Consider the following 11,215-nt stretch of genomic DNA (forward strand, 5'->3'; position numbering starts at 1 on the left):
CTGCTGCGAGTGTGTCCCCGAAGCCGCCGGAGTCCCAGGGAAATCGATTACTTTCACCCGGACGGCCTAACGTCCGCACCCACTCACCGGTGCCTCGGCGAACCGCGGAAGCCCGGAATTGTCAGACCCCCGGAGTAGAGATGGTTCCGTGCGCAGACCCGCCGGAACACCCCAGGACGCCACGGGCCCGGCCCCGCTGATCGGGGTCGAGAACGTGAAGATGCCCGAATGGGCCCGCGTCGACGAACGCGTGGCCGCGGCCGGCTTCGGCCAGGCCGTGCGCGCGTTGCCGGCCGCGATCGCCGTCGTGCTGCGGCTGGCCTGGCGGACCTCGCCACGGCTGACGCTGCTGGCCGGCTTCGTGCACGTCGTGTCGGGCTGCGTCACCGCGTTCGGGCTGCTCGCCACCGCGAACGTCTTCACCGCACTGCTCGAACAGGGCCCGACGCCGGAGCGGGTGCTGCAGTCGCTGCCCGCGATCGTGGTCGTCACCGGTTCGTACGCGGCGCGCGCGTTGCTCGACTCCGCCGTCGCGGCCGTCGAAGGCGCGCTGCGGCCCCGCGTCACCGCGGCGGCGGACGACGCGGTGACGGCGGCGGTCGTGCGCGTCGGGCTGATCGCGTTCGAGGACGCGGACTTCCGCGAGCTGGCCCGGCAGGGCGCGCGGTTCGGCGTCCGGGCGATCGAGACGAGCCTGCGCCGGCTGGCGGACCTGACTTCGTCGGTCATCTCGCTCGCGGCGGCGATGCTGACGGCGGGGCTGCTCAACCCGTGGCTGGCGCCGGTCCTGCTGCTCGCCGCGGCGGCCGACGGCTTCGCGGCCGCGCGCATCGCGAAGCTGAACTACCGGCACTTCATCGACACGGTCGGGCGCAACATCCGGAAGTCGGTCGTCGAAGAGGTCGCCACCTGGCGGTCGATGGCCCTCGAACGCCACGCGCTGACGTTGCAGGAGCCGTTGCTGGGCGAATACCGGCGCATCTCGCGCAGCCTGACGCGCGAGGAGGTCCGGCTGGCGCACCGCAGCAACCTGGTGCGCACGACCGGCCGGGCGGCGGCCGGGTTCGGCACCGCCGTCGCCTACCTCGTGCTCGGCTGGCTGCTGTACACCGGCGGGATGGAGCTGGCGCTGGCCGGCACGGCGGTGCTGGCGATGCGCACGGCGTCGACCGCGCTGTCCAACACCATGCGCGCGGTCAACTCGCTGTACGAGGACTCGTTCTACATCGGGTTCTACAACCAGCTGCTGGTGGAGTCGGTGCGGCGGCAGCCTCCGCCGGCCGGCCTGGCCGCGCCGGCCGACCCCGGCGAGATCCGGCTGGAGGGCGTCTCGTTCACCTATCCCGGCCAGCAGCGACCGGCGCTGCGGGACATCTCGGTGACGATCCGGCGCGGCGAGGTGGTGGCGCTCGTCGGGGAGAACGGCTCGGGCAAGACGACCCTCGGCAAGCTGCTGACCGGGCTCTACCCACCGGACGAAGGGGTGGTGCGCTGGGACGACGTCGACCTCGCGCACGCCGACCCGGCGTCGGTGCACGCGAACATCGCGGTGATCGCGCAGGACCCCGCGGAGTGGCCGATGACGGCGGCGAACAACGTCACGGTGGGCCGCCTCGGCCGCGCGGACCCGGACGGCCGCGCGTGGCGCGAAGCGGTGGGCTACTCGGGCGCGGACGAGGTCATCGAGTCGTTGCCCGCCAAGGAGCACACGGTGCTGTCCAAGAAGTTCGACGAGGGCCACGACCTGTCCGGCGGCCAGTGGCAGCGCATGGGCATCGCCCGCGGCATCTACCGCGACGCGGCGGTCCTGGTGGCCGACGAGCCGACGGCGGCGCTCGACGCCCGCGCGGAGGCCCGGGTGTTCGCCGGCCTGCGGCACGCGAGCGCGTCCCACGACGGCAGGCGGACGACGGTCCTGGTGACCCACCGGCTGGCGAACATCCGCTCGGCGGACCGGATCCTGGTGCTGGAGAAGGGAATGCTGATCGAGCAGGGCACCCACGAGGAGCTGATCGCGGCGGGCGGGGTGTACCACGAACTGTACGAAATCCAGGCGCGCGCGTACGGCGTGGACGTGCCGCGGCCGCGGGCGAAGAGGAAGGTGACGCCACCCCGGGAGGAGCCACGCCCGGCACCGGGCAGGTAGCGGCGAGCAGCCGAGCCGGCTCGTCCGCCGGCGGGCCGATCCGCACACCCGCCCAGCGGATTTACCCCGCCCACCCCGCGGGGCAGACTGGCCTGCCGAGCCCGAGGAGGCCTGATGCGCCAGCTCACCGCCCTGGACGTGCAGTTCCTCAACGCCGAGTCGACCACCACCACCGGGCACGTCGGGGGTCTGTCGATCCTCGACCCGCTGACCGCGCCGGACCGGACCCTCACCCTCGACGGCCTGCGCGAGCTCATCGGCTCGCGGCTGCACCTCGCGAAACCGCTGCGCTGGCGGCTGCTGCCCGTGCCGCTCGGGCTCGACCACCCCTACTGGATCGACGATCCCGAGTTCGACCTCGAGTACCACGTCCGCGAGATCGCGCTGCCCGCTCCCGGCGACCCGAAACAGCTCGGGGAACAGATCGCCCGCCTCACCGCGCGGCCGCTGGACCGGCGGCGCCCGCTCTGGGAGGCCTACCTCGTCCACGGCCTGCACGACGGCACCAAAGCCGTCTACACGAAGGTCCACCACAGCGCCATCGACGGCGTCTCCGGGGCCGAGCTCATCGGCGTCCTGATGGACACCACCGCCGAACCGCCACCGCCGGAACCGCCGAAGACGCCGCAGAAGGAGCCCGTCCCGACGCCCGTCGCGCTCGCCCTCAACGGGACCAAGAAGCTCGTGCTGCACCCCGTCAAAGCCGCGCTGCAGGTCCCGAAACTGCTGCAGCACCTCGACGAGGTCCCCGGTCTCGGGCGCTACCCCGGTGTCGGGCTGCTGGCGAAGGCCGGCAGCGTCCTCAACCGCGTCACGCGCCAGGGACCCGGGCGCCACGAGGCCGCCCGGCCGCGGCTCGTGGCGCCCGACACGCCGTTCAACGGGCCGATCAGCCCGCACCGCCGCTTCGCGTACGGCTCGCTGCCCCTCGACGAGGTCAAGCACGTCAAGAACACCTTCGGCGTCACGGTGAACGACGTCGTCATGGCGTTGTGCGCGAGCGTCATGCGCCGGTGGCTGGCCGACCACGACGCCCTGCCCGACCAGCCGCTCGTCACGCTCGTCCCGCTGTCGGTGCGCACGCCCGCGCAGGCGAAGGACGCCGGCAACCAGGTCTCGGTCATGCTCGCGCCGCTGCCGACGCACCTCGCCGATCCCGCCGCACGGCTGGCCGAGGTCACCAGTGCGATGGTCGCCGCGAAGCAGCGGTACCAGCCGCTGCCCGCGTCGTGGCTGGTCGACTTCAGCGGGATGCTGCCGGCCGCGCTCGGCGGGCTCGCCGCCCGCGCCACGATGAAGTTCCTCGGCGCCACCGCGCCGGTCGTGAACCTGGTCGTGTCGAACGTGCCGGGTTCGCAGAAGCCGCTGTACCTCGCCGGCGCGCGGCTGCTCGCGAACTACCCGGTGTCCGCGATCACCGACGCGAGTGGCGGGCTGAACATCACCGTGATGTCCTACGACGGCAAGCTGGACTTCGGGTTCGTCGCCTGCCGCGAGCTGATCCCGGACGTCTGGGACCTGATCGACCACCTGCACGACGCGCTGGCCGAGCTCACCAAGCTGGCCGCCGAGCACTCCCGGGAGGTCTGATGGCGGAGCGGGTCACCGAAGTCGGCGGGATCGAGCTGTGCCACGAGACGTTCGGCGACGCCGGCGGCCGTCCACTGCTGCTCGTGATGGGTCTCGGCGCGCCGATGATCTGGTGGGACGAGGAGTTCTGCGAATCGCTTGCCGCACAAGGGTTCCACGTCATCCGGTTCGACAACCGGGACGCCGGGCGGTCCAGCCGGATGCGCGGGCGGGCCAACCTCGCGCAGGCGTACCTGCTGCACAGCGCGCCCTACTCGCTGGCCGACATGGCCGCCGACGCCGCCGGGCTGCTGGACGCGCTGGGCATCCCGGCCGCGCACGTCGCCGGCGCGTCGATGGGCGGGATGATCGCGCAGACGCTGGCGATCCGGCACCCGGAGCGGGTGCTGTCGCTGACGTCGATCATGTCCAGCACCGGCGGACGGCTGGTCGGGCGCCCGAGCGGCAAGGCGATGTCGATGCTGCTCGCCGCACCGCCCCGCGGCCGCGCGGAGTACGTCGAAACGCTCGTGCGGACGTTCCGGCTGATCGGCTCGCCCGGCTACCCGTTCGACGAGGCTCGCATGCGCGACCGCGCCGAGCGCACCTTCGACCGCGGGGTCCACCCGGGCGGCACGCTGCGCCAGCTGGCGGCGATCATGGCCGAGCGCGACCGGGCTCCCCGGCTGCGGAAGGTGCGCGCCCCCGCGTTGGTGGTCCACGGGGCTCGCGACCCGCTGGTCCACGTGTCGGGTGGCCGCGCGACGGCGAGAGCCATCCCGGGCGCCGACCTCGACGTCGTCCCGGGCATGGGCCACGACCTGCCCCGCGAAGTCTGGCCGCGGATCATCCAGGGCATCGCCCGGATCGCGGACCGGGCGGAGGTCACCCGGAGAGCGTGATCGAGCCCAGGTGCGAGAAGTGGGCCGCCACCCGGGATCCGCGCCGCAGCGGGACCGCGTCCGTCATGCCGCCGGTAAGCACGATCCAGCCCGGCTCCAGCGCCAGTCCCCGCGCGCCCAGCGCATTCGCCGCCAGTGCCAGCGCCTCCGCCGGGTGGCCCTGGACCGCCGCGCCCGTCGCCGTGTCGACGATCTGGCCGTCGACCTCCAGCAGCGCAGCTTCCAGCGAAAGGTCCAGCGACGCGGGTGGCAGGCCCACCGGCCCGACGCCGAAGTACGCCGACGACCCGTTGTCGGCGACCGCGTCCGGGAGCGTGAAGCGGTAGTCCGTGTACCGGCTGTCGATGATCTCGATGCCGCCGTGGACGCGGTCGACCGCGGCCAGTGCCGTCGCCGCCGTCACACCCGGGCCCGCCAGACGGTCCCGCAGCACGAAGACCAGTTCCGGCTCGGCGCGGGGGTGGATCAGCTGCGGCACGGGGACTCCCGCCGGCAGCACCATCGCGTCGGTGAGCCACGCCAGCAGCGGCGCGTCGATGCCCATCCGCTCCTGCTTGGCCCGGGACGTCAGGCCCAGCTTCAGCCCGACCAGCGTCTCGCCGCGAGCCCGCCGCTGCCGCAACGCCTCGTCCTGGATCGCGTACGCCGTGTCGACGTCCAGTCCGGGCCACTCCTCGGAGAGCGGCGAACGCTCCGAAGTCGTCCCCAGCAGCGCGGCGGCCGCCTCCCGCACGTTCACGATTCCTCCGAAAAGACCGCGGTGACACTGCCCAGCCCGGCGATGGTCGCGACGATCGTGTCGCCCGGCGACACCGGGATCGCGCGGGTCATCGAGCCCGGCAGCACGACGTGCCCGGGCTCGAGGGTGACGCCCAGCGGCCCGACCGTGTTCGCCAGCCACACGAGTGAGTTCAACGGCGACCCGAGCACCGCGCCGCCCGCGCCCGTGGCCGCCACCGCCCCGTTCTGGTGCAGCACGCAGCCGGCGAGCCGCAGGTCGGCGTCGCGCAGCGCCGTCGGACGGCTGCCCAGCACGACCCCGCCGGACGACGCGTTGTCCGCGATCGTGTCGAACAGGGAGATCTTCCAGTCCTGGATCCGCGAATCGACGATCTCCAGCGACGGCAGCACGAAGTCGACCGCTCGCACGGCGTCGGCGACCGTGACGCCGGGGCCGCGCAGTGCCGAGCCGAGCACGAACGCGATCTCCGGCTCGATCCGCGGCTGGAGGAACGCCGACGTCGGGATCGGCTGGTGCTCCAGGTGGAACATGCTGCCGGTGAGGTGCCCGTAGTCGGGCTGGTCGACGCCCATCTGCCGCTGCATCGCGGCGGACGCGAGCCCGACCTTGTGCCCGCGGACCGCGTCCCCGCCCTCGACCCAGCGCCGCACCTGCTCCTGCTGGATCCGGTAGGCGTCCTCGACCCCCGCGTCCGGGTAGGTCTTGATCAGCGGCTCGATCGGTTCGCGCGTCGCGTAGGCCCGCGCCAGTACGGCGGCGGCCTCCTGCACCAAGCTGGCATCCACGCACCGGACTCTGCCGTGCGGGCATCGCCGGCACAAGCCTCGGTGTTCCGTCCAACGGAACTCTCGCCAGGCAACCTCTTGCGCGCGAGATAAATGGAGCGTAGTTTGGGGAGCACCACCAGGAAGGGACGTGAGGGACATGGCACCGACCCAGGCCGAGGTCACCAAGCTCGCCGAGATCCGCGACGAGCTGCGCGAGCGCCACCTGCGCCCGGCCGCCGAACGACCGGCGACGAACGGGCGGGGCATCCACCACACCGCGCTGATCTCCAGCGACGTCGAGCGGACCATCGAGTTCTACCAGGACATCCTGGGCTTCCCGCTCACCGAGCTGATCGAGAACCGCGACTACCCGGGTTCCAGCCACTTCTTCTTCGACGTCGGCAACGGCAACGCGGTCGCGTTCTTCGACCTGCCCGGTCTGGACCTCGGCCCGTACGCGGAAGTCCTCGGTGGACTGCACCACCTGGCCCTGTCCGTCACGCCCGAACGGTGGAGCGCGATCAAGGACAAGCTCGACGAGGCCGGGGTGCAGTACCTGCTGGAGAGCAAGACCTCCATCTACCTGTCCGATCCGGACGGTGCCCGCGTCGAGCTGATCTCCGACCCGCTCGGCGAGATGTACGGCGAGAAGATCGGCTGAAACCGTGTTCCCGGCGCCGCGCGGCGTTTAGCCTGTGCGCGACGCCTGGAGGTCCGATGCCCGACTGGTCGCTTTCCCGCGCGAAGGCGCGGCTCGATCGCCGTGAGCAGCTCGACGAACTCACCGCGCGCACCCGCTTCGAGGTCCGGCTGCACCTGAACGAGCCGGCGACGAACGGCGCCTACGACGAGCTCACGAGCATCTTCGCGATCGGGCACGGCGAGTGCGCCGCGCTGCTGGCGCACCACCGGCTGCTGCCGTGGTGGGAGCGGTCGCTGCTGTTCCGGTACGCGCGGCGGATGCACGGCAAGGCGATCACGCGCAGCGTCGGCGTGGTGCCCGCCGAAGTGGCACCGCAGGCCGCCCGCGCGTTCGGCGCCGAGATCGCCGAGCTCGCCCCGGACTCCGGGGACACCGGCGCGAAGTACGACCTCCAGGGCCGCGGGCTGCTGACGGTGTTCCGCATCGCCGTCGGCGCCAAGGGCGCGGCGTGGCCCGACCAGCACGACGTCGCGGTGACGTCCGCCCGCAACATCCTGACGTGCGCCGCGACCTTCGCCCGTCGCAAGCCGTGGCACGTGCTCTGGCCCGTCTACCGGGTGCGTGGCCTGCGCCTCTGGAAGCTTTGACGCGCGCCGCGCGTTCTCATCGGTATGAAGGCAGAGGAAATCCTCGAAGGCGCGAAGACGATCGCCGTGGTGGGCCTGAGCCGCGATCCGGCCAAGGCCGCGCACGGCGTTCCGGCGGTCCTGCAGGCGCACGGGTTCCGGATCATCCCGGTCCACCCGACGGCGACCGAGCTGCTCGGCGAGAAGGTCTACCGATCCCTGAAGGACATCCCGGAGCCGGTCGACCTGGTCGACGTCTTCCGGCCGTCCCCCGAGGCGCCGGGCATCGCGCGTGAAGCCGTGGAGATCGGCGCGAAGGCGTTGTGGCTGCAGCAAGGCATCGTCTCGGCCGAGGCGCGCCGGATCGCCGAAGAAGGCGGGCTCGAGTACGTCGAAAACCGCTGCACGGCGGTGGTGCGCGCGACGGCCGCGATCTCCAAGAACTAAGCCGACGCTCCGAAGTGGACGATGCGGTGGTTCCCGGTCTCGGCCACCCAAACGCCGCACACGCCGTCGTCGGCCATGTCCCTCGGTGAACTGATCGGCTCGGTCGTGTCGGGCAGCACCGCACCCGTGCGGGTGTCGAAGCGGGCCACCCTGCCGGTGTCGTCGACCAGCAGCCGGCCCGCGGGGTCCAGCGCGAGCCCGCGCGGCCGGTCCAGGCCGCCGAACTCGCGCACGAACCCGCCCCACCACGAGAACTGCACCACGCGGCGGTTGCCCGTGTCGGCGACGTACACGTGGCCCGCCGCGTCGACCGCGACCCCTTCGGGCGCCTTGAGCCGCCCGGCCAGGACGCGCACGAGTGCGCCGTCGCGGGTGAACGCCTGGACTCGGTCGTTGCCGGTGTCCGCCACCCACACCCGGCCGCGGACGTCGACGGCGATCCCGGACGGCGCGCGGAACTGACCCGGCCCGGCGCCGGGTCCGCCGAACGCCCGCGGGAGCGCCGCGGCTTCACTGGTGGCCACGACGTCAGGATCGCCGACGGCGAGCCACGGCGGCCAGTACCGAAAGCAGTGTTCAGCGACTGTTCGGCCGTCGCTCATCAGGTCCACCGGGAGCACCGCCGCCGGTCCAGGAAGCTGTACGCCGGCAGCGGCCCGACCCAGTCGGCCTGGACGCCGCCGCCGCGGGTGAGCCCGGTCACCGCGTCGCGCACGACGAGCAGGTCGCCCATCCCGACGAGGAACGCCCAGCGCTCGTCGGCGGACTCGCCGGCCGGCAGCGCCACCGAATCCCGCGCCCGCTCGGCGACCTCCGAAAGCAGCACGTCGGAGCGGGCGGCCCGCCACGCCGAGCCGGGCTCGGTGAACCGCAGGCAGACGTGCACCTCGGCCAGGCCGTCGAGCCGGTCGAGGTCGGCGCGGTAGGTGTCGGCCGACGGCGCCAGCACCTCGGCGCGGACGGCGTCCTCGTCGTCGGCCACCGTGCCGAACCGGACCGGCAGCACCGGCCCGCCCTCGACCAGCGCGGACACCACCGCCAGGTGCACGGCCGGGTCCGGCTCCGGGTCGCCGACGACCATCGCCAGGTCCTCCCAGTCCACCGTCCGCGGCGCCCGCGGGTGCCCGGCGCGCACGACGCCGTAGAGCTGCAGCGTCACGGCTGTTCGGCCGGCAGCGCGGGCTCCACCGGCACGGCGACCGCCGGAGTCGGCGGCGGGGGCGGGATGAGCCCCGTCGTCTGCCCGAGTCCCTGGGAGATCTGCCCGGGTACCGGCGTGCTCTGCAGCCGCTGCATGGCTTCGAGGTAGCGGATGTAGGTGTCGACGCTGGCGATCACGATCCGCGCCTCGATCGCCAGCAGCTCGATCCCGATCACCGAGACCCGGACCGAGGCGTCGATGACGAGTCCCTTGTCGAGCAGGATGTCGAGCGTGTCGGCGAGCCCGCCGCCGGTCTGTCCCGGTCTGGTCACCTAAAGCCTTTCGTCGAGGACCGCACGGATCTCCTCGAACCGGAGTTCCAGCGCGATCAGGGCCTGGCCGAGGTCTTCGACCTGGGCGGGGGTCAGGGTTTCCATGCGCCGCAGCGCCTGGCGTTCGAGCACTTCGCGGAGGATGTCGAGCACGGTGACGACGAGGTGGCCGAGCCCGCGGCCGGCGTCGGCCGGGATCCGGACGGGCTCGCTCACCCTTCGAGCCCGAGCAGCAGCAGCCGCAGGTCGAGGCGCACCAGGTCGATGCCCGCGAGCGAGATGATCACGTCCCCGGTCACGACGGCTCCGCGGTGCACGACCCGGTCGAGCAGGTCGGCGACGGACTCCACGGCGGCGTCAGCCATCGGCAGGCACCCCCAGCTCGACGTCGGTGAACGAGTACGGGGGCCACGGCCCCGACGTCTCCACCGTCGCGCCCGCCGCGCGCAGCTCGCGGGCGAACCATTCGAACTCCGCGTGGAACGCGGCCTCGCGGCCGGCTTCGACGAGGTAGGCGGTGTTGACCAGCACGCCGTGCGGCCGCGCCCGGTCGATGCTGTCGGCGGCGTGCCGGCGCAACGCGCCCTGCAGCCGCCCGGCCGCGCCGACGACGTCCTCGCGCGCCTGCTGGAGCGCCTTCAGCCGCTCGCGCCGCCGGACCAGGTACTGCGTACCGGTCAGGCCCTCGGTGTCCGGCCGGGTGGTGGCGGCGGGCTCGACGTGCCGGACCCGCACGCCCCATTCGCGGTGCCCTTCGACCTCGTCCAGGCAGTCCCGGGCCTGGTCGTAGGCGACCTCCAGGAGCCGTTTCACCGAGGCTTCGCCGTCGAGGACCGTGCCGAACCGCAGCGGCAGCACCGGTTCGTGGCGGAAGACCGCGCGCACGACGGCGTCGTGTTCACGGGCCAGCTCGGCGAGCGCGCCGTCCACCGGGTCGAGCGTGTCGATCCGGTCGAAGCGCGCCGGGCTCACCTCCGAGACGACGACGCCGAGGTCGCGGTAGCCGACGAGCCGGGGTGCCGGGCCGAGGTCCAGCCCGTCGCGGTTGCGGGTGATCGCGTAGGCGCAGAGCCAGTCGCGGGTGGTCACCGGGGTTCTTCCCTTCCGCTCGGCACGGGCAGCCGAGCCTCGAGTTCGGCGACGCGCGCCGCCAGGTCTGGCTTTTCCCCGGCGTCGTCGGCCAGTTCGCCGCGCGCCGCGTTCGGCGCGAAGAACGGGTCGTTCGTCCACCAGTCCATGCCCATTTCCCGGGCGGTCTGCGCGGAGGCGATGAAGAGCCGGATCCGCAGCGTCAGCAATTCGACGTCGACGACGCTGACGCCGATGTCACCGGCTATCACCACGCCCTTGTCGAGCACGCGCTCCAGAATGTCCGCGAGCGAATCGGACGAAGCGGCCAATCGTGTCACCCTTCCTTTCAGGAATCGGTGGTGCCCCGCGTGAACCGCCGCAGCCGTTCGCACGCGGTCAGCTCACCGGCGGCGTCGACGTCGACCCGGTAGGTGGCCAGCACACTGGTGGAGTCCGGGATCCGGGCCAGCTCGACGACGTCGACCAGCACGGACCAGCCGCCGTCGGCGCGGGTACGGACCCCGGTCACGGCGTGCGGGGTCATCCCCGTGACCACGCCGAACTGGGCCGTCGCTTCGCGAATGGCGTCGACGGCACGAAGCCGGGAAACGGATTTCCCGGAGCTTTCAGGTATATTGTTGTTTTGGGCAAGGAACGGCTGCGGCGATTCCGTCATCGCTTTCCTGGTCTCGGGTGGGTGCCCACCGTAGCAACGGGCACAACCACGCGCAGGTGAGCCGCGGCACGGTATTTTTCACCGGTTCGCGGGAACGGCTGGGCGATCTGCGGCAACCGGCGGCGGCAAACGGCGCAGCACCGGCACGCCCAG

At 72.5% G+C, this 11,215-nt stretch carries 16 protein-coding genes; 6 read left to right on the forward strand and 10 right to left on the reverse strand.

Annotated features, from left to right (window positions below; genetic code table 11):
- Positions 1-220 precede the first annotated feature (220 nt).
- The 3 genes from ACWEVP_RS25135 (at position 221) to ACWEVP_RS25145 (ending at position 4,617) form a co-directional block, all read left to right on the forward strand.
- Positions 221-2,146 carry an ABC transporter ATP-binding protein gene (locus ACWEVP_RS25135; RefSeq protein WP_452065263.1) on the forward strand — a complete coding sequence of 642 codons (1,926 nt, stop codon included), beginning with the start codon at positions 221-223 and terminating at the stop codon, positions 2,144-2,146.
- Between the two features lie 114 nt (positions 2,147-2,260).
- A complete protein-coding gene (locus ACWEVP_RS25140) occupies positions 2,261-3,736 on the forward strand; it encodes a WS/DGAT/MGAT family O-acyltransferase (protein ID WP_452065009.1) in 1,476 nt (491 codons plus the stop codon).
- Positions 3,736-4,617, forward strand: coding sequence for an alpha/beta fold hydrolase (locus tag ACWEVP_RS25145; protein ID WP_452065010.1), 882 nt, complete (start codon positions 3,736-3,738; stop codon positions 4,615-4,617). The genes ACWEVP_RS25140 and ACWEVP_RS25145 overlap by 1 nt, the downstream gene beginning before the upstream one ends.
- On the opposite strand, the gene ACWEVP_RS25150 is transcribed toward ACWEVP_RS25145, so the two are convergent.
- Together ACWEVP_RS25150 and ACWEVP_RS25155 are read right to left on the reverse strand one after the other, a co-directional pair.
- The gene (locus ACWEVP_RS25150; protein ID WP_452065011.1) at positions 4,601-5,356 is read right to left on the reverse strand and encodes a 2-keto-4-pentenoate hydratase; all 756 of its coding nucleotides are present in this window, start codon (positions 5,354-5,356) and stop codon (positions 4,601-4,603) included. The genes ACWEVP_RS25145 and ACWEVP_RS25150 overlap by 17 nt on opposite strands.
- Positions 5,353-6,144, reverse strand: a complete 792-nt coding sequence (locus tag ACWEVP_RS25155) for a 2-keto-4-pentenoate hydratase (RefSeq protein ID WP_452065012.1) — start codon at positions 6,142-6,144, stop codon at positions 5,353-5,355. The genes ACWEVP_RS25150 and ACWEVP_RS25155 overlap by 4 nt, the downstream gene beginning before the upstream one ends.
- A 139-nt stretch (positions 6,145-6,283) precedes the next feature.
- Here ACWEVP_RS25155 and ACWEVP_RS25160 point away from each other — a divergent pair, with 139 nt between their 5' ends.
- Genes ACWEVP_RS25160 through ACWEVP_RS25170 form a run of 3 tightly spaced genes read left to right on the forward strand, consistent with a single transcriptional unit; the run spans position 6,284 to position 7,842 of the window.
- A complete protein-coding gene (locus ACWEVP_RS25160; protein WP_452065013.1) occupies positions 6,284-6,787 on the forward strand; it encodes a VOC family protein in 504 nt (167 codons plus the stop codon).
- Between the two features lie 56 nt (positions 6,788-6,843).
- Positions 6,844-7,416: a hypothetical protein gene (locus ACWEVP_RS25165; protein ID WP_452065014.1), complete on the forward strand. Its 573-nt coding sequence runs from the start codon at positions 6,844-6,846 to the stop codon at positions 7,414-7,416.
- Positions 7,417-7,440: 24 nt separating this feature from the next.
- Positions 7,441-7,842: a CoA-binding protein gene (locus ACWEVP_RS25170; protein ID WP_436384769.1), complete on the forward strand. Its 402-nt coding sequence runs from the start codon at positions 7,441-7,443 to the stop codon at positions 7,840-7,842.
- On the opposite strand, the gene ACWEVP_RS25175 is transcribed toward ACWEVP_RS25170, so the two are convergent.
- From ACWEVP_RS25175 to ACWEVP_RS25210, 8 genes are all read right to left on the reverse strand, one after another.
- Complete coding sequence (locus ACWEVP_RS25175) at positions 7,839-8,366, reverse strand: NHL repeat-containing protein (protein WP_452065015.1); 528 nt, start codon at positions 8,364-8,366, stop codon at positions 7,839-7,841. The two genes, ACWEVP_RS25170 and ACWEVP_RS25175, sit on opposite strands and share 4 nt — an antisense overlap.
- Positions 8,367-8,443: 77 nt before the next feature.
- Entirely contained in the window at positions 8,444-9,001 is a 558-nt protein-coding gene (locus tag ACWEVP_RS25180; protein ID WP_452065016.1) for a GvpL/GvpF family gas vesicle protein, read from the reverse strand.
- Positions 8,998-9,315, reverse strand: coding sequence for a gas vesicle protein GvpJ (gene gvpJ, locus ACWEVP_RS25185; protein ID WP_452065017.1), 318 nt, complete (start codon positions 9,313-9,315; stop codon positions 8,998-9,000). Before gvpJ (ACWEVP_RS25185) ends, ACWEVP_RS25180 begins: the two co-directional genes overlap by 4 nt.
- Positions 9,316-9,531, reverse strand: coding sequence for a gas vesicle protein GvpK (gvpK, locus tag ACWEVP_RS25190; RefSeq protein WP_452065018.1), 216 nt, complete (start codon positions 9,529-9,531; stop codon positions 9,316-9,318).
- On the reverse strand, positions 9,528-9,680 hold the full coding sequence (gene gvpJ / locus ACWEVP_RS25195) for a gas vesicle protein GvpJ (RefSeq protein ID WP_086674556.1): 153 nt from the start codon (positions 9,678-9,680) through the stop codon (positions 9,528-9,530). The genes gvpK and gvpJ (ACWEVP_RS25195) overlap by 4 nt, the downstream gene beginning before the upstream one ends.
- Positions 9,673-10,404 (reverse strand): GvpL/GvpF family gas vesicle protein, encoded by a 732-nt coding sequence (locus tag ACWEVP_RS25200; protein ID WP_452065019.1) that lies wholly within the window; start codon positions 10,402-10,404, stop codon positions 9,673-9,675. The genes gvpJ (ACWEVP_RS25195) and ACWEVP_RS25200 overlap by 8 nt, the downstream gene beginning before the upstream one ends.
- Positions 10,401-10,715: a gas vesicle protein gene (locus tag ACWEVP_RS25205; RefSeq protein WP_452065020.1), complete on the reverse strand. Its 315-nt coding sequence runs from the start codon at positions 10,713-10,715 to the stop codon at positions 10,401-10,403. Before ACWEVP_RS25205 ends, ACWEVP_RS25200 begins: the two co-directional genes overlap by 4 nt.
- 17 nt (positions 10,716-10,732) lie before the next feature.
- Positions 10,733-11,062 carry a gas vesicle protein GvpO gene (locus tag ACWEVP_RS25210; protein WP_452065021.1) on the reverse strand — a complete coding sequence of 110 codons (330 nt, stop codon included), beginning with the start codon at positions 11,060-11,062 and terminating at the stop codon, positions 10,733-10,735.
- Positions 11,063-11,215 lie beyond the last annotated feature (153 nt).

It is taken from the genome of Amycolatopsis sp. NPDC003865 (genome assembly GCF_053605345.1).